Origin of the sequence: Streptomyces sp. NPDC048436, assembly GCF_043200355.1 — a bacterium.
Taxonomy (GTDB): Bacteria; Actinomycetota; Actinomycetes; order Streptomycetales; family Streptomycetaceae; genus Streptomyces.
Genome location: NZ_JBICXP010000001.1, coordinates 737107 through 754526 on the forward strand (window position 1 = coordinate 737107; position 17420 = coordinate 754526).

Sequence of the window (17420 nt, forward strand, 5' to 3'; positions counted from 1 at the left end):
TACAATTCCCCCAGCGGTTCTTCGTCCCTGTCCCCACGGGCGGCTACCACCGTCCACAAGAGAGAGTGTGAGAGTGCTCGTACTCGTCGCTCCCGGCCAAGGCGCTCAGACGCCCGGCTTCCTGACTCCCTGGCTCGACCTCCCCGGCGCCGCCGACCGCGTCGCCGCGTGGTCTGACGCCATCGGGCTCGACCTTGCCCACTACGGCACGCAGGCCGACGCGGACGCCATCCGTGACACCGCAGTGGCCCAGCCGCTGCTTGTCGCTGCCGGTCTGCTCTCCGCCGCGGCACTCAGTGACGCCCTGGCCGCGAACAAGCCCGGTGCGGTCGCGGGTCACAGCGTCGGCGAGATCACCGCCGCCGCGTACGCCGGTGTCCTCACGGACGACGCCGCGCTCGCTCTCGTGCGCAAGCGGGGTCTGGCCATGGCCGACGCCGCCGCGATCACGGAGACCGGCATGGCGGCGCTGCTCGGCGGCGATCCCGAGGTCACCATCCCGCACCTGGAGAAGCTCGGCCTGACGCCGGCGAACGTGAACGGCGCCGGCCAGATCGTGGCCGCGGGCACCGCCGAGCAGATCGCCGCCCTCGCCGAGGACAAGCCCGAAGGGGTGCGCCGCGTCGTGCCGCTGAAGGTCGCCGGCGCGTTCCACACGCACCACATGGCTCCCGCGGTCACCACGCTCGAAGCGGCCGCCAAGGCCCTCGACCCGGCCGACCCGAAGCTGACGTACGTCTCGAACCGTGACGGCAAGACCGTGGCGAGCGGCGCCGACGTCGTGTCCCGCCTGGTCGGCCAGGTGGCCAACCCGGTGCGCTGGGACCTGTGCATGGAGACGTTCAAGGAACTGGGCGTCACGGCGATGATCGAGCTGTGCCCCGGCGGCACGCTGACCGGCCTCGCCAAGCGCGCCCTGCCCGGCGTGCGGACAGTGGCCCTGAAGACCCCCGACGACCTCGACGCCGCATCTGAGCTCATCGCCGACACCGCATCCGCCGCCGACGCGGCGGGTGCCTGAGAAGGAGCCAGGAGAGCATGTCGAAGATCAAGCCCAGTAAGGGCGCCCCGTACGCACGCATCATGGGTGTCGGTGGCTACCGCCCGACCCGTGTCGTGCCCAACGAGGTGATCCTCGAGACGATCGACTCGTCCGACGAGTGGATCCGCTCCCGCTCCGGCATCGCGACCCGCCACTGGGCCTCCGACGAGGAGACCGTGGCCGCGATGTCCATCGAGGCCTCCGGCAAGGCGATCGCCGACGCGGGCATCACCCCCGAGCAGATCGGCGCGGTCGTGGTCTCGACCGTCTCGCACTTCAAGCAGACCCCGGCCATCGCGACCGAGATCGCGCACAAGATCGGCGCGGGCAAGCCCGCCGCGTTCGACATCTCCGCGGGCTGCGCGGGCTTCGGCTACGGCCTGACGCTCGCCAAGGGCATGGTCGTCGAGGGTTCGGCGGAGTATGTCCTGGTCATCGGGGTCGAGCGGCTGAGCGACCTGACCGACCTCGAGGACCGCGCGACGGCCTTCCTGTTCGGTGACGGCGCGGGCGCCGTGATCGTCGGCCCCGCCAAGGAGCCGATGATCGGCCCGACGGTCTGGGGCTCCGAGGGCGACAAGTCCGAGACGATCAAGCAGACCGAGTCCTGGGAGGCGTACCGCAACGGCTCCCTCGCCAAGTTCCCTGCCATTACGCAGGAAGGCCAGGCGGTTTTCCGCTGGGCCGTGTTCGAGATGGCGAAGGTCGCCAAGGAGGCGCTGGACGCCGCCGGCCTGAGCCCGGACGACCTGGACGTCTTCATCCCGCACCAGGCCAACGAGCGGATCATCGACTCGATGGTGAAGACTCTCAAACTGCCGGCACACGTCACGGTCGCCCGTGATGTGCGCACCACCGGCAACACGTCGGCAGCCTCGATTCCGCTCGCGATGGAGCGGCTTCTGGCCACCGGCGAGGCGAAGAGCGGCGACACCGCGCTCGTCATCGGCTTCGGGGCGGGTCTCGTGTACGCCGCCACGGTCGTTACCCTCCCCTAGGCATCATGTCCGGATCACCCGATCCGTACAGCTGTAACGAACCTGCCGCTGCCGCGGCGGGCGCCACACCCTCTGGATACATAGAAGGAGCGCCAACATGGCCGCCACTCAGGAAGAGATCGTCGCCGGTCTCGCCGACATCGTGAACGAGATCGCCGGCATCCCGGTCGAGGACGTCCAGCTGGACAAGTCCTTCACCGACGACCTGGACGTCGACTCGCTGTCCATGGTCGAGGTCGTCGTCGCCGCCGAAGAGCGCTTCGACGTCAAGATCCCGGACGACGACGTCAAGAACCTCAAGACGGTCGGCGACGCGACCAGCTACATCCTCAAGCACCAGGCCGCCTGACCAGGCTGCTCTGCTGTCGCCACCCGGCGGTGGCGCCGCTGATCCCCTCAACACCGTGGAGAATTTTCCTGTGAACTCGACCAATCGCACCGTGGTCGTCACCGGTATCGGCGCAACCACACCGCTGGGTGGCGACGCAGCCTCGACCTGGGAAGGTCTGCTGGCGGGCCGCTCCGGTGTCCGTCTTCTGGAGCAGGAGTGGGCCGCCGAGCTTCCGGTCCGCATCGCGGGCCAGATCGCCGTCGAGCCGGGCGAGATCATTCCGCGTCCGCAGGCCCGCAAGCTGGACCGTTCGGCGCAGTTCGCGCTGATCGCGGCGAAGGAGGCGTGGGCCGACGCGGGTTACACCGCGAAGGCCGGCGAGGACACCTCCGTCGACCCGCACCGTCTGGGCGCGGTCATCGCCTCCGGCATCGGCGGCGTGACCACCCTGCTCGACCAGTACGACGTGCTCAAGGAGAAGGGCGTACGCCGCGTCTCCCCGCACACCGTTCCGATGCTGATGCCCAACTCCCCGTCGGCCAACGTCGGCATCGAGCTGGGCGCCCACGCGGGTGTGCACACTCCCGTGTCGGCGTGCGCGTCGGGCGCGGAGGCCATCGGCTACGCGATCGAGATGATCCGCACCGGCCGTGCCGACGTCGTCGTCGCCGGCGGTACGGAGGCGGCGATCCACCCGCTGCCGATCGTCGCGTTCGGCAACATGATGGCGATGTCCAAGAACAACGACGACCCGGCGGGCGCCTCGCGCCCCTACGACGTCGACCGCAACGGCTTCGTGCTCGGCGAGGGCGCGGGCGTGGTCGTCCTGGAGTCCGAGGAGCACGCCAAGGCCCGCGGCGCCAAGATCTACGCGGAGGCCGTCGGCCAGGGCATCTCGGCCGACGCCCACCACATCACGCAGCCCGAGCCGTCCGGCAACGGCATCGCGGCGGCGCTGCAGAACCTCATCGACGGCACGGACCTCAAGCCCGCCGAGATCGTGCACGTGAACGCGCACGCGACCTCGACGCCGCAGGGTGACGTCGCCGAGATCAAGGCGCTGCGCAAGGCGTTCGGTGACGACGTCGACCACATGGCGATCGCCAGTACGAAGTCGATGACCGGTCACCTGCTCGGTGGCGCGGGCGGCGTGGAGACCGTGGCCACGGTCCTCGCGCTGAAGAACCGGATCGCCCCGCCGACGATCAACATCGAGAACCTCGACCCCGAGGTCGACGCGGACATCATCCGCGACGAGGCCCGCGCGCTGCCCGAGGGCAGGATCGCGGCGCTGAACGACTCGTTCGGCTTCGGCGGGCACAACGTGGTGCTCGCGTTCAGGTCTGTCTGAGCGATCAGGTCTCTCTGAACGGTCAGGTCTGTCTGAGCGGTCAGCTGTACGCACGTGAAGGGCCCCCGCCACATGGCGGGGGCCCTTCACGTGCGTCAGAGACCCGTCAGACGACCTGGTGCAGCCACCGCACCGGCGCGCCCTCGCCCGCGTACCGGAAGGGCTCCAGCTCGTCGTCCCAGGGCTTGCCGAGGAGTTTGGCGAGCTCGGCCTCCAGGTCGCTCTCGCCGCGCTGGGAGCGGCCCAGGGCGGCGCGCAGGCGGTCCTCCGGGATCAGGATGTCGCCGTGGATGCCGGTGACCGCGTGGAAGATGCCCAGTTCGGGCGTGGCGCTGTACCGCTCGCCCTCGGCCGTGGGGCACGGCTCGGATGTGACCTCGAAGCGCAGCAGCTGCCAGCCGCGCAGGGCGGAGGCGAGTTTGGACGCGGTGCCCACGGACCCCTGCCAGGAGAACTCGGATCTCCAGCTGCCGGGCGCCGCGGGCTGCCTGATCCAGTCGAGGTTGACGCGCGCGCCGAGTACGCCCGCGACTGCCCATTCGACATGCGGGCACAGCGCGCGCGGTGCGGAGTGCACGTACAGAACTCCACGTGTCGTCACCGGGACCTCCAGTGTGGGTCGAGGTTCGCCTTCCCCAGCGGCCTCGCGCCCGTGCCGAGCGTTGTCGCCCTGAATTCGGAAACTCCCGAAAACGGGACAGATGTGACGTGATGTAATTTAGCGGAAGCGAGCGAAGACGGTGCCACTGGGTGGCGAGGCTACCGTGCGGCGGCGCAAGGAGTGTGACGTACCGTCGGTCCCAAGGCCAGGAATCACCCACCATTCACTCGCAGGGGGCGCCTGAATGTGGCGGCTGGCGTATGACCGCGTGGGACAACAGAGGGGATACGGGATGCGGAACCGAAGGCACCGTCCGCGCGCCGCCGTCGCCGCCGTGACGGCCGTTCTCCTCGGCGCCACCGCTCTCGCCGCATGCGACGCCTCCGGTGGCAACGCCCCGGCGCCCCATGGCCCGTCCGCGAACAAGCCCTCCCCCAAGCCCACCCCCACCTGGGACTCGACGCCGAACTCCCTGGCTGCCGTCGGCGACTCCATCACCCGCGGCTTCGACGCCTGCTCCGTGCTCGCCGACTGCCCGGAAGCGTCCTGGGCGACCGGCACGGACTCCGGGGTGCGGAGCCTTGCGACCCGCCTCCTGGGAAAGGAGCGGGCCGCCGAGCGCAGTTGGAACTACGCGAAGACCGGCGCCCGCATGGCGGATCTGACCGGGCAGGTAGAGCAGGCAACGGCCAAGCGCCCCGAGCTGATCACGGTCATGGCGGGCGCGAACGACGCCTGCCGTCCCTCGGCGGATTCCATGACTCCTGTCTCCGAGTTCCGCGCCGACTTCACGGAGGCGATGCGGACCCTGCGGCGCGAGCTTCCCAAGACGCAGGTGTACGTCACCTCCGTGCCGGACCTGAAGCGGCTCTGGTCCAAGGGGCGCACCAACCCGCTGGGCAAGCAGGTCTGGAAGCTGGGCATCTGCGCCTCGATGCTGGCCGACCCGGACGCGCGGGACGCGGCGGCGACGGAGCGGCGGGACACGGTGCAGGGCCGCGTGATCGCGTACAACGACGTACTCAAGGACGTGTGCGCGAAGGATCTGCGCTGCCGTTACGACGGCGGGGCGGTCTTCGACTACCGCTTCGACGGCGACCAGCTGAGCCACTGGGACTGGTTCCACCCCAGCAAGGACGGCCAGTCGCGGCTCGCGGAGCTGGCCTACCACCAGGTGAAGGCCAAGAATCCTCAGGCGTAGGGTCCCGATCATGCGCAGTGAACTCTTCGGGACGCTCCCCGACGGCACGCCCGTCCACCGCTGGACCCTGGAAAGGGGCGGGACGCGGATACGTGTCCTGACGTACGGCGGGATCATCCAGTCGGCGGAAGTTCCCGACCGGTCGGGGCGGCGGGAGCCGGTGGCTCTCGGCTTCGACGCCCTCCAGGGATATCTCGACCACCCGGGGCCGTACTTCGGGGCGCTGGTCGGCCGGTACGCGAACCGGATCGCGGACGCCGGATTCACGCTCGACGGCCGTGCGTACCGCCTGGCGCGCAACAACGCGCCCAACTCGCTGCACGGCGGTGACACGGGCTTCGACAAGCGCGTATGGGAGGCCGCGGAGGTGGCGCACGGGGTGCGGCTCTCCCTGGTGAGCGCGGACGGCGACGAGGGGTATCCGGGCCGGCTCGCGGTGTCGGCGACGTACACGCTCGACGAGGCGGGCGGACTGCGGATCGCGTACGAGGCGAGGACCGACGCCCCGACGGTCGTGAACCTCACCAACCACACGTACTGGAACCTCGCCGGGGCCGGGAGCGGTGGCGCGGGCGGGCACGAGGTGCGGATCGACGCGTCGCGGTTCACGCCGACGGACGGGACGCAGATTCCCACCGGGGCGTACGAGGATGTCGACGGGACGCGCTTCGACTTCCGGGCCGCGCGGAAGGTCGGGGCGGGGATCGACCACAACTACGTGCTGGACAAGGGCCTGACCGCGGAGCCGGTCGAGGTGGCCGAGCTGAGCGACGCAGCGTCCGGCCGGGTGCTGACCATCGCGACGACGGAGCCCGGCCTCCAGCTGTACACGGCGGACCACTTCGACGAGGGGCTCCCGTTCGCCCCCGGCGACGGGGTCGCCCTGGAGACGCAGCACTTCCCCGACTCCCCCAACCGGCCGGAGTTTCCGAGCACGGTGCTGCGGCCGGGTGAGGTGTACAGGTCGGAGACGGTGTACGGCTTCAGACGGTGATCGTCTCGCTCAGGCGGCGGTCGGTGACCGAGCGGGATGCCTGCACCTCGTACGAACCCCCTTGGTACGCCCAGGCGTTGGTGCCCTCGTCCCAGACCTCGAAGGCGCGGCGCGGGAGTTCGATCCGTGCCTCCACCGTCTCGCCGGGTGCGGCCTCCACGCCCGCGAAGCCGGCGAGCCTGCGGGCCGGGCGGGTGCCGTCGTCCGTGGCCGGGGCGAGGTAGATCTGGACGACCTCGCGGCCGGCGCGCGGGCCGGAGTTGCGGACGCGGACCGTGGCCGTCGCGCCCTCCACGGTGAGGGAGTCGTACGTCCAGTCGGTATAGCCGAGGCCATGACCGAAGGCGTACGAAGGGGTGGCGCCCGCCCTCTCCCAGGCGGCGTAGCCGATGAACACGCCCTCGGTGTAGGCGAGTTCGCCGTCGCTCGGGGTGACCCGGGTGACCGGGGCGTCCGCCAGGGCGCCCCACGTCGTGGGCAGCCGGCCTGCCGGCTCCTCGGTGCCGACCAGCACATCGGCGAGCGCGGCGCCGCCCTCCTGCCCGGGGAACCAGCTAAGCAGCACCGCCGCCACGTCCTCGCGCCACGGAAGCTCCACCGGGGAACCGGAGTTGACGACCACGACCGTGCGGGGGTTGGCCGCGGCCACCGCGCGCACCAGGTCGTCCTGGCGGCCCGGAAGGCGCAGGTCCCGCCGGTCGAAGCCCTCGGACTCGACGCGTTCGGTGGTGGCGACGACCACGACCGCCGTGTCGGCGGCCCGCGCCGCGTCGACGGCCTCGGCGATCAGCTCGTCGGCGTCCCGCCGCGGCTCCAGGTGAACGAAGGAGAACACGACGCCGGGCAGCGGGGCCGCGTACTCCTTGTCGAGCGGGTGGAAGAGGGAGACGTCGACCGTCTCGCCCGCCGTGAGACTCACCTTGGCGCGCTCGACCGGTGAGCCGAAGAACGCCTCGAACGGGTCGGACTCGGAGCCCAGGACCTGCGCCCCGTCGAAGACGGTCTCGCCGTCGACGGTGATCGTGAAGGCGCCGAGGCCGCGCGTGCCGAAGGAGTGCTCGCCGCTCACGCGCGGCGTGAACGTGCCGACGACCTCGATGCTCGCCAGCGTCTCGTGGGTGACGCCGTCGGGCAGGTCGTCGCCGATCCACTGGACCTGACCGGAGGGCAGACTGCCCTCGCCGAGGACGGTGCCTTGCGCGTCGCGGCAGATGGCGCGCAGCCCGAACCCCTTGTCCGCGGGGGCGAGTTCGTCGCTCGGGTCGGCGCCTACGGCGTACGTCACGGCGTCCTCGCCCAGTGCTGCCCGCAGCCCGTCTAGCGGGGAGATCACATGTGCGGGGAAGACGGTGGCGGAGCCGCCGCCCAGGACGCGGGCGTCGCGTGCTGCGGCGCCGATGAGGGCGACGGAGGCGGCGGGGCCAAGGGGCAGCGCGTCGTTCTCGTTGCGGACGAGGACGAAGGCGCGGCGGGCGATCTCGCGGGCGAGGGCCTCGCCGTCGATCTCGGCGGGGACGTCGGCGACCACGGGCTCGGCGCCTTCGAGGATGCCGACGCGGGCGGCGAGCCGCAGGACGTTGCGCACGGCCTCGTCGACCGTCGTCTCCTTGACCTGCCCCGCGCGCACGGCCTCGGCGAGCGCCTCCCCGTACACGGTCCGTGGCCCCGGCATGGCGACGTCGAGGCCGCCCTCGATGGCACCGGCGGTCGAGCGGGCGGCCATCCAGTCGGAGACGTTGTAGCCGTCGAAGCCCCACTCGCCGCGCAGGACCTCGTTGACGAGGTAGCGGTGCTCGGTCATCGTCGAGCCGTTGACCTGGTTGTACGCGGTCATGATGCCCCAGGGGTGGGCGTTGGTGACGATCGCCTCGAAGGGCGCGAGGTACAGCTCGCGCAGGGCGCGCGCGCCGACCCTGTTGTCCACGGTGAAGCGGTCGGTCTCGGCGTCGTTCGCCACGAAGTGCTTGACGGTCGTGCCGACGCCGCCCGACTGCACGCCCTGGACGTAGCCGGTGCCGATGACGCCGGTCAGATACGGGTCCTCGCTGTAGGCCTCGAAGTGCCGGCCGCCGAGCGGCGAGCGGTGCAGGTTGACGGTGGGGGCGAGGAGGACGTGGACGCCCTTGCGCCGGGCTTCCTGGGCGAGGAGGGCGCCCGCGCGGCGGGCGAGGTCCTGGTCCCAGGTGGCGGCGAGCGCTGTCGGGGACGGCAGGGCGATGGACGGGTCGTCCGCGGTCCAGCGGGTGCCGCGCACGCCGATCGGGCCGTCCGACATCACGAGGGACTCCAGGCCGATCTCGGGCAGCGCGTGCAGCGACCACATGTCGCGCCCGCCGAGCAGCCGCGCCTTCGCGTCCAGATCCAGCACGGCGAGCGCGGCCTCGACGACCACCTCGCGCGCCTGGTCCGCCTTCGTGGCTCCGGGGTCCTGGGTTCCCGCCATGGCGGTGCCTCCTCGTTGAAGTCCGGGTGCTGTCCGTTCCGTACGTTCCCTCCATCCTGCCTCGACTACCTGTAGGTCGGTAGTTTTCGTAACCTGGACGTTATAATCATGGAAGGCGTGACGTACGGTCGTCCCGCGAGCAGGACCGAGAACGTGAAGGGCGGACACCATGGCGACCAGGGCCAGAAGTGAGGAGCGGCGTGCGGAGATCCTCCGAGCCGCCCTGGAGGTGATCGCCGAGCGCGGCTACCGCGGTGCGAGCCTGGGGGCCGTCGCCGAGCGGGTCGGGCTGACCCAGCAGGGCCTGCTGCACTACTTCCCCACGAAGGACGCCCTCCTCGTCGCCGTCCTGGAGGCCCGCGACCAGTGGGACGCGGTGCCGGCCAGCGACATCCGCCTCGACCTGCTCGGCTCGCTCGTCGAGTACAACGCGATGCGCCCCGGCATCATCCAGACCTTCTCCGCGCTGCTCGGCGAGAGCGTCACGGAGGGGCATCCGGCACGGGGGTACTTCACCGAGCGGTACCGCTCGGTGCGAGGGGGGTTCGCCGCGGTCCTGCGTGCGGAGTACGGGGAGCGGCTCCCCGGCGGCCTCACTCCGGAGGCGGCGGCGCCGCTGCTCGTAGCGGTGATGGACGGGCTGCAGTACCAGTGGCTCCTGGACCCCGAATCGGTGGACATGGCGGGGGCGTTCAGAGACTTCCTGGCCCTGCTGGAGGGCAGCGGGTGATCAGGCGGACGTACGGATGTTGATGACGTCGTCGAGCGTCGTCGTCGCCTTCGGCGCTCTGTCCGGAGAGGTACAACAGGGCTCCGCCGCCGTCGAGTTCGACGCGGGCGACCTGGGAGTAGGGGCCGAGGGGCTGAGGGGCGGTCGTGGGGTTGTCGAGGGTTATGCGCATGGGGTGAGCTGTCTTTTCTGTTTCACGTTTCACGTTTCACGTTGTCCTGCGTCGAATGTGGGCGACCGCCCGTGCGATGTCCTCGTGGACGACGTCCGGGTCGGCCGCGGCGGCCTCGTAGTGGGCCAGCACCGCCTCCATGGCGGGGAGTTGGGCCGAGGCTGTCGCCAGCGCCACGTCCTTGACGGCGAGGTCACTGCCGAAGTGCACATCCGTGGCGAACGCGCGGCCCACCGCGCCGCCGAGAGGGCCCTTGGCCAGCGCGCCCCTCGCGGTCTCCTCGTCCAGGCCCAGCGCGTCGGCCAGCTTCATCGCCTCGGCCACCAGGGCCACGCCGCCGATGACGGCGGTGTTGACGACGAGCTTCAGCGCGGCCCCCGAACCGAGCGGGCCCGTACGGGTCACGGGCCCGAAGCAGGCCAGCACCTGTGCGATCCCGTCCGCGTCACCCCCCGCGAGAATGCCGAGCTCCCCCGATGCGGCCTTGTCGGTGCTCCCCATGACGGGGGCGTCTACGAGGGTCACGCCGTCCGGCAGCCTCGCCCCCAACTCCCTTACGACATCCGGCCCGACGGTGGACATCTCCACCCAGTACATGCCGGCCCGCAGCTCCGGCACGACGGCGTCGGCGACGGCGCGCACCGCGTCGGGGCCCGCCAGCATGGTGATGACGACGTCGGCGTCCCGCACGGCCTCCGCGGGACCGGTGGCGAGCACGGCACCGGCGTCCACCAGCGGCTCGGCCTTCTCGGCGGTGCGGTTCCATACGGTCAACGGGTGTCCGGCGGTAAGCAGTTGGCGGGCCATAGGTGCGCCCATGTGGCCCAGTCCCAGAAACGCGATCTTCTTCATGCGTCCGACGCTAGGCCCGCCCACGTGATGCGACAAGCGAATGTCCAGCATGCCGGCCATGCCGACCTCGCATGCCGCACGTATGGCCCAGGCCAGGTCCCAGGCCAAGGCGCCGTCTCCGCGTACGCCTGACCGCCCACGGCCGTACGCTCCTGCCGCACGCCGAGGAGACCATGGCCCGACTCGGCGCCCTGGTACGGGAGTTGGCGGCGAAGCGCGAGCTGACCGGCAGCGCCCTGCGCTTCGGGGCGTTCGCGACGGCCGACGCGGCGCTCGTGCCACGGGCGATCGCGGCGTTCCGGTCCCGGCACCCCGGCGTGACGCTCACCCGCGAGGAGGGTCTGACGCCGCGCACCGTGTACGCGGCGACGGCGCGCGGGCGGGCGCTTCCACCTGCGGTGGAGCCGTTCCTTGCGGCGCTGCGGGCTACTCAAGTCGCGACGCGGGGCGGCGAGCGGCTACCAAGGTCGGCCGCGCCGTAGACCGAAGGCGGGCGAGGCGGGGCGTCGTCGCTGGCGAGACTGGGTCCACCGTACGCACCGTACGGACGGACACAGGCGACGCAGGCGACACAGGGAGGCACCGTGCCGAGTGGCGGGATCAACCGGGCGCAGTTTCTGGCGGGGGCGGGGGCGGTGACAGTCGCGGCGGCGGCAGGGGAGCTGCTCGGGGCCGGTCCGGCCTCCGCGACCGGCCCCAGGAAGAGCGGACTCACCTATCGAGGGGTCTGCTACGAGGTCGGCGCAGGTGAGACACCCGCGACCGGCTGGAACGCGGCCCGTATGCGCGCGGACATGTGCGCGATCAAGGACCGGCTGCACGCCACGACCGTCTCCGTCTTCGGCGACGGGGTCGAGCGGCTCTGCGCCACCGCGTCGGAGGCCGCCGAACGCGGACTGCACGTCTGGCTGCAGCCACGCCTGGGCGACCGCCCCGAGCGGGAGATCCTGGACCACCTCGCGGAGACGGGCCGGTACGCCGAGCGGCTGCGGCGGCACGGCGCGCGGGTCCATCTGAGCGTGGGCTGCGAATTCGTGCTGTTCGTGCCGGGCATCGTGCCGGGCGACAGCGCGGTGGAGCGGATCGAGAACATCATGAAGGGGAACTTCGACCCCGTGCTGATGCAGCGGCGCCTGAAGCGGTTCATCGGGCGGGCGGCGGCGGTCGGCAGATCCGTCTTCGGCGGCAGCCTTACGTATGGCGCGGCGGAGGACGACGAGGTCGACTGGGGCCTGTTCGACATCGTGAGCGTCAACTACTACGCGTACCACCGGAGTCGGGACGCCTATGTCCGCGATCTGAAGCCCTACCGGCGCTGGGGAAAGCCGGTGGCGGTCACCGAGTTCGGCACGTGCACGTTCCGGGGCGCGCCGGAGCAGGGCGGCATGGGGTGGGACGTCGTCGACTACTCCAAGGAACCGCCGGAGATCAAGGGCGGGCTCGTCCGCAGCGAGCGGACCCAGGCGGCGTACATCGCCGACGTGCTGGAGGTCTTCGAGTCGATGAACCTCTACTCGGCGACGCTCTACAACTTCGTCAGCCCCGACGCCCCGCACACGGCGGACGCGCGCCACGACCTCGACATGGCGAGCTACAGCATTGTGAAGACGATCCGGGAAGGGGCGGCGGGGCGCTGGCACTGGGAGCCGAAGGAGGCGTTCCACACGGTGGCGGAGCATTTCGCGCGTGCGGGGCGCCGGGGGTGACCCGTAGCGGTGGCGCCGCCCCTGCCGGGATACTGCGGCCACCCCACCGGCCACGGAAGGACTCCCGTGTCACCCACGCACCATGGCTCCCCTCGCTCCCCTCGCCCCCCGCACTCCCCTCGTAGCACGAGCCTCGCTCCTCGCCGCGTCGTCGCGTTCGGCGTCACGCTTCTGCTCTCCCTCGCCGCCGCGCCCGCCTCCTCGGCGGCCACCACGGATGCCGCCACGGAAGCCACCACGGAAGCCACCGTCGAGGAGCAGCGCCTCGACCGCGCCGCCCCGCAGGAGATACTGCGCCGCAGCGGATTCGACTCCGCGGCCCCGGAGTTGGCCCAGGCGCTCGGCCGCGCCCACTCGTACGCCGAGGCCAGGCGCATCGTCGTACGCCAGGGCTCGGCGCTGTGGAGGCGTGCCGTGGACCGGGCACAGGGGCGGGGGCCCGGTGACGGACTGAGCCGGGACGACGACCGGCCGCTGTACTGGGCCCGGCTCGGGATGACCCGGGAGCTGCGGCAGTGGGAGCCCACCCGCTTCGGGTTGAGCGAGGCCCGCGGCGGCAGTCTCATCAGCGCGTTGGAGACGGCCTCCCGTGGGCACGACTCCATCCGCTACCCGAAGCGGGACGCCGCGGGCCACCGCCTCAAGCGCGTCCTCGTCACCGGCTTCGACCCCTTCACGCTCGACCGGGACACCCGTATCAGCAACCCTTCAGGTGCCACCGCCCTCGCCCTTGACGGCACCGTCATCCAGACCGCCGACGGGCCGGCCCGTGTCGAGACCACCGTCTTCCCCGTGCGCTGGCAGGACTTCGCGGACGGGACGGTCGAGCGCACCCTGCGCCCGCATCTTCCCCGCGTGGACCTCTTCACCACCATCAGCCAGGGCCGCGTCGGCCGCTTCGACATAGAGCGGACCAACGGGGCCTGGCGCGGCGGATTCCCCGACAACGAGAACCTCTCGCGTACGGAGACCGTGCCGGTCGGCGATCCGGCCTCGCAGCCCCAGTGGACGTCGACGACCCTCCCGTACAAGGACATCGTGAGCGCGGAGACCGGCCGCTTCCCCGTGTACGACAACACATTGGTGACCGAGATCCCGGCGGGCCAGAGCGCGCCGGTGGTCCGTCCCGACGGGCCCACGGCGGGTTCCACGGCCCGCGAGGGCGGCGGCGGCAACTACCTGTCGAACGAGATCGCCTACCGGGCGACGCTGCTGCGCGACCGCCTCGGGCTGCACGAGAGGCTGCCGGGAGGCCATGTGCACACGCCGGTGCTGCAGTTCGGCGCGGGCAACACCGATCCGGCCACGGGCCAGATCACCGATCCGGAGTTCGTGCGCAACCGCGTCGACATCATCGCCCAGGTGCGGCAGATCCTGACGGCGGCCATGAACGCCCGCCGGTAGCGGCCTGCGGTCCGCCGGGGCCCGCCGGTCCACCTGGGCCGGCCGGGTCCCGCGGATCGGCCGGGTCCCGCGGATCGTCGTCCGCGCCGTGCCCGGCGTCCTCCCCCACGAGGTCCCGCGCCATCAGCGTCGCGCCCGCGACCGCGCCCGGCATCAGGAACACCGCGACGAACGGCACCAGGAAGGCCACGGCGAGCGGAGTGCCGAAGCCCCAGGCCAACTGCTTTCTGCCGCGCAGCAGCGCGAGCCGGTCGCGGAGTTCGACGCCCCGGCGTTGCAGAGCCACCGCCGTCAGCTCCTCGACCAGGAAGAAGCCCGTCACGCAGAAGCCGATGACCGGCACGGCGGTCTGGCCGACGACCGGGATGAAACCGAGGGCGAAGAGGAGGACTCCCCAGACGGCGGCCCGCAGGACGATGCGCAGGCTGTCGCGGGCGGAGATCCACAGTTCGCGCCAGAGCGGCAGTCCCGACTCGGGGGCGTACCCGGCGACGGAGATGTCGACCTTCTCCGAAAGGGACTCATAGAAGGGCTGGCCCACCAGCAGCGTCACCGCGGTGAACGTGATCACCGAGAGGAGCAGCGCGAGCGCGAAGAGCAGGGCCGTGAGGAAGCCGCGGAACAGGCCGAGCCACGGCGAGGACCAGTCGTCCGCGAAGGGCGTCGCCCAACCGACGAAGTCCTCGCCCCAGAGGGCGAGCCCGACGAGCGCCGCCGCGTAGAGGAGCAGGGTGATCAGGCCGGGCAGCAGGCCCACTCCGTACTGCTTGCCGTGCTGGGCGACCCAGCGCTGGCCCTTCATCAAGTAGCCGAAGCCCCGTCCCAGATCACGCATGCGGCACACCCTATCCGCCGGTCACGGCCGTGCGGCTCAGGGGACCCGTGGGGTCGAAGGCCCTCTTGTTGCGCGGGGGTTGAAACGGTAGACCACGCGTACTGACTCTTTCCGGCTGACTTCTTTCCAGTTGTTCCTCCAGGAGGCACGTATGGGCATATCCCGGCCATCAAGACCCGTTCTGCTCACCACCCTCGCCTCGGCGGGCGCCCTCGTCCTCACCACGCTCGCCCCGGGCGCCGCGACCGCGGACCCCGGTCCCCGCGCTCGCGACATACTCCGCGAGGGCTCGCCCCTCAGCTCCACGGAGCGGGCCGCGAAGGCGCCGGAGAGCGCCGCCGACCGGACCTTGGGGTCCCCCGACAGTCCCCATCTGGGTGTCGGCAAGGACCGCGGCTATCCGCGTGAGCAGAAGCTCGCCGCACCGCCCGCCAATCCGGACGACAAGTCGATAAAACTGGGCCTGGCGCCCTATCACTCCATAGCTCCGAAGCTGAATGACATCCAGGGCATCGGAGACCGCGTCAGCGTGGAGAGCGCGGGCCGTTCGGCGGGCGGGCACCAGCTCTACCTGGTGACCGTCACCTCGCCCGAGTCGGTCAAGGAGGCCGCCCGCCAGGAGCGGATGCGCGACCTGATCGAGAACGCGCCGGGCGCCGCGGCCAAGGATCCGGCGGTCAAGTCCTCGTACAAGACGCCGGTCTTCATCAACAACAACATCCACGGCAACGAGTGGGAGGGCACGGACGCCGCCCTCAAGCTGATCGAGAAGCTCGCGAAGGCCAAGGACGGCAGCACGGCCGATCTGCTCGCGCACAACCGGCTGTACTTCAACGTCACGGCCAACCCCGACGGCCGCATCGCGGGCACCCGCGAGAACGCCAACGGCTTCGACCTCAACCGTGACTTCATCACCGCTTCGCAGCCCGAGGTCCGCGCGATGCGGCAGATCGCCATCGACAAGCAGCCCGCGGTCATGATCGACCTGCACGGGTACGTCAACGGCACACTGATCGAGCCGACGACTCCCCCGCACGGCGAGAACTACGAGTACGACCTCTTCCTCAAGAACAGCTACGCCAACGCCCTCGGCATGGAGGCCGCGGTCAACGGCCTCGGCTACACGCCCGAGAAGGACGGCGTGGAACCCGCCATCATCCCCTTCCGCGACCAGGAAGAGGGCTGGGACGACTGGCCGCCGATCTTCACCCCGCAGTACATGCCGTTCCACGGCGCGGTCGCGGCGCACACCATCGAGTTCCCGATGACGGTCAACAACGACGAGTACGACGAGCTGCCGGTGCCGGAGCTGCGGCGGCGGTCCGCGATCAACGTGGACATCGCGGGCGCCGCGATGTCGGCGACGCTCAAGTACACGCAGGAGCACCGGACTTCGGTGATCGCCGACCAGATCGAGACGTTCCGGCGGGGTGACACGGGCGCGGCGCAGGTTCCGGTCTCACCGGAGACCGTGCCCGGGGTGCCGGGCATCGGCCCTGAGGACGTCTACACGACGGACTTCCCTCGTGCGTACGTGATTCCGCGGGGCGAGGCGAAGGGGAAGGGCGAGCGCGGTCAGCGGTCGGCCGCCGCCGCGTCGCGGCTCGTGGAGCATCTGCTCGCCAATGACGTCGAAGTGCGGAAGGCGACAAGGGACTTCAGGCTGGGCGGGAAGTCGTACGACGCTGGTTCCTACGTCGTCGACATGCGTCAGCCCAAGCGCGGGATCGCCAACGTGATGCTCGCTGACGGCCGCGACATCAGCGACAAGGTGTCCACCATGTACGACATCTCGGGGTGGAGCCTCGGGCGGTTGTGGGGCGCCACGGTGGACTCGGTGAAGGGTGATTCGCTGAACGGTGGGCGGTCGCGGGTCGTGGAAGCGGCCTCGCGGGTCGGGTATGTCGCACCGCGCGGGAACCTTCGGCTGCGGCTGGACGACTCGCGCGAGGTGGCCGCCCTCAACTGGCTTACGGGCAAGGGTGTTTCCGTACGCCGGGCCGATGACGGCAGCGTGATCGTGCCCGCGTCGGCGCGGGGTGCGGCGGCTGCCGCGGCGAAGAAGTATGACGTCGCCTTCGACGCGACCAAGGCGAAGGGCGGGGCCGTCGTGCACCGCACGCGGGTGGCCGCGGCCGTCACGCCCGGGGAACTCTTCGCCCTGCGGGAGATGAACTTCGACGTGGTGCCGGTTTCGACGGATGTCCTCAACGCAGGCTTCGACTGGAAGAAGTTGGGCGCGGACGCGCTGTTCGTCTCGGCCGGGCTCGCGTACGGGGACCTGAACGCCGGTGCGAAGGCCGGGCTCGACGCGTTTCTCGCCGATGGGGGCGGGCTTGTCGGGCGCGGGGCGGAGGGGGCGGCGTTGAACTCCGACGCGAAGCTTCTGTCCGTGAAGGCCGTCGCCGGGAACGGGGACGCCAATGGAGTGGTGCGGGTGGTCAATTCCGGCGGGCCGGTCACCGGCGGTGCGATCGAGCACTCCTTCGTGTACGCGCCCATGTGGTTCACGGGCCTTGGGAGCGGGGTGCGGGTCGATCAGTCCTACGGGGCGGGGAATCCGCTGCTTTCGGGGCACTGGCGGGCGGTGGACGGTGCGGGTGGTCCAGCGGACGCCGCGGGTCAGGCTTCCGTCGTCAGTGGGTCCGCCGCGGGGTCCCGAGTCGTCCTTTTCGGCACCGAGCCGCTGTTCCGTGATCACCCCAAGGGGGCGTTCCCGCAGGTGGGGCGGGCGTTGCTGAGTGTGAGCTGAGGTCGGGG

Annotated in this window: 15 protein-coding genes; 11 read left to right on the forward strand and 4 right to left on the reverse strand. The window is 70.9% G+C overall.

What is annotated here, in order from left to right; genetic code table 11:
• Positions 1-73 precede the first annotated feature (73 nt).
• The 4 genes from ACGFX9_RS03430 to fabF all read left to right on the forward strand — a co-directional run bounded on the left by ACGFX9_RS03430 (position 74) and on the right by fabF (position 3722).
• A complete protein-coding gene (locus tag ACGFX9_RS03430) occupies positions 74-1021 on the forward strand; it encodes an ACP S-malonyltransferase (RefSeq protein WP_393463869.1) in 948 nt (315 codons plus the stop codon).
• A gap of 17 nt (positions 1022-1038) precedes the next feature.
• Positions 1039-2040, forward strand: a complete 1002-nt coding sequence (locus ACGFX9_RS03435; RefSeq protein ID WP_393463872.1) for a ketoacyl-ACP synthase III — start codon at positions 1039-1041, stop codon at positions 2038-2040.
• Positions 2041-2137: 97 nt separating this feature from the next.
• The gene (locus ACGFX9_RS03440; RefSeq protein ID WP_393463875.1) at positions 2138-2389 is read left to right on the forward strand and encodes an acyl carrier protein; all 252 of its coding nucleotides are present in this window, start codon (positions 2138-2140) and stop codon (positions 2387-2389) included.
• Positions 2390-2459: 70 nt separating this feature from the next.
• On the forward strand, positions 2460-3722 hold the full coding sequence (gene fabF / locus ACGFX9_RS03445) for a beta-ketoacyl-ACP synthase II (protein WP_393463878.1): 1263 nt from the start codon (positions 2460-2462) through the stop codon (positions 3720-3722).
• 106 nt (positions 3723-3828) lie between these two features.
• Here the strand turns inward: fabF and ACGFX9_RS03450 are convergent, their stop codons facing one another.
• Positions 3829-4323: a DUF3145 domain-containing protein gene (locus ACGFX9_RS03450; RefSeq protein ID WP_393463881.1), complete on the reverse strand. Its 495-nt coding sequence runs from the start codon at positions 4321-4323 to the stop codon at positions 3829-3831.
• Positions 4324-4615: 292 nt separating this feature from the next.
• Between ACGFX9_RS03450 and ACGFX9_RS03455 the strand changes: the two genes are divergently transcribed.
• Both ACGFX9_RS03455 and ACGFX9_RS03460 read left to right on the forward strand, forming a co-directional pair.
• Positions 4616-5524 carry an SGNH/GDSL hydrolase family protein gene (locus tag ACGFX9_RS03455; protein WP_393463884.1) on the forward strand — a complete coding sequence of 303 codons (909 nt, stop codon included), beginning with the start codon at positions 4616-4618 and terminating at the stop codon, positions 5522-5524.
• 10 nt (positions 5525-5534) lie between these two features.
• A complete protein-coding gene (locus ACGFX9_RS03460; RefSeq protein ID WP_393463887.1) occupies positions 5535-6518 on the forward strand; it encodes an aldose epimerase family protein in 984 nt (327 codons plus the stop codon).
• On the opposite strand, the gene ACGFX9_RS03465 is transcribed toward ACGFX9_RS03460, so the two are convergent.
• Positions 6508-8961 carry a beta-glucosidase gene (locus ACGFX9_RS03465; protein WP_393463890.1) on the reverse strand — a complete coding sequence of 818 codons (2454 nt, stop codon included), beginning with the start codon at positions 8959-8961 and terminating at the stop codon, positions 6508-6510. The genes ACGFX9_RS03460 and ACGFX9_RS03465 overlap by 11 nt on opposite strands.
• A gap of 169 nt (positions 8962-9130) precedes the next feature.
• Here ACGFX9_RS03465 and ACGFX9_RS03470 point away from each other — a divergent pair, with 169 nt between their 5' ends.
• Positions 9131-9691, forward strand: coding sequence for a TetR/AcrR family transcriptional regulator (locus ACGFX9_RS03470; RefSeq protein ID WP_393463893.1), 561 nt, complete (start codon positions 9131-9133; stop codon positions 9689-9691).
• Positions 9692-9899: 208 nt separating this feature from the next.
• Here ACGFX9_RS03470 and ACGFX9_RS03475 read toward each other — a convergent pair whose 3' ends face one another.
• The gene (locus ACGFX9_RS03475; RefSeq protein ID WP_393463896.1) at positions 9900-10715 is read right to left on the reverse strand and encodes an NAD(P)-dependent oxidoreductase; all 816 of its coding nucleotides are present in this window, start codon (positions 10713-10715) and stop codon (positions 9900-9902) included.
• A 71-nt stretch (positions 10716-10786) separates the two neighbouring features.
• Between ACGFX9_RS03475 and ACGFX9_RS03480 the strand changes: the two genes are divergently transcribed.
• The 3 genes from ACGFX9_RS03480 to ACGFX9_RS03490 all read left to right on the forward strand — a co-directional run bounded on the left by ACGFX9_RS03480 (position 10787) and on the right by ACGFX9_RS03490 (position 13825).
• Complete coding sequence (locus ACGFX9_RS03480; RefSeq protein ID WP_393463899.1) at positions 10787-11197, forward strand: hypothetical protein; 411 nt, start codon at positions 10787-10789, stop codon at positions 11195-11197.
• Positions 11198-11299: 102 nt separating this feature from the next.
• The gene (locus ACGFX9_RS03485; protein ID WP_393463902.1) at positions 11300-12421 is read left to right on the forward strand and encodes an abortive phage infection protein; all 1122 of its coding nucleotides are present in this window, start codon (positions 11300-11302) and stop codon (positions 12419-12421) included.
• A 171-nt stretch (positions 12422-12592) separates the two neighbouring features.
• Positions 12593-13825: a pyroglutamyl peptidase gene (locus ACGFX9_RS03490; protein ID WP_393465596.1), complete on the forward strand. Its 1233-nt coding sequence runs from the start codon at positions 12593-12595 to the stop codon at positions 13823-13825.
• Here the strand turns inward: ACGFX9_RS03490 and ACGFX9_RS03495 are convergent.
• A complete protein-coding gene (locus tag ACGFX9_RS03495; RefSeq protein WP_393463905.1) occupies positions 13773-14660 on the reverse strand; it encodes an EI24 domain-containing protein in 888 nt (295 codons plus the stop codon). The genes ACGFX9_RS03490 and ACGFX9_RS03495 overlap by 53 nt on opposite strands.
• Before the next feature lie 151 nt (positions 14661-14811).
• Between ACGFX9_RS03495 and ACGFX9_RS03500 the strand changes: the two genes are divergently transcribed.
• On the forward strand, positions 14812-17412 hold the full coding sequence (locus ACGFX9_RS03500; RefSeq protein WP_393463908.1) for a M14 family zinc carboxypeptidase: 2601 nt from the start codon (positions 14812-14814) through the stop codon (positions 17410-17412).
• Positions 17413-17420: the final 8 nt, after the last annotated feature.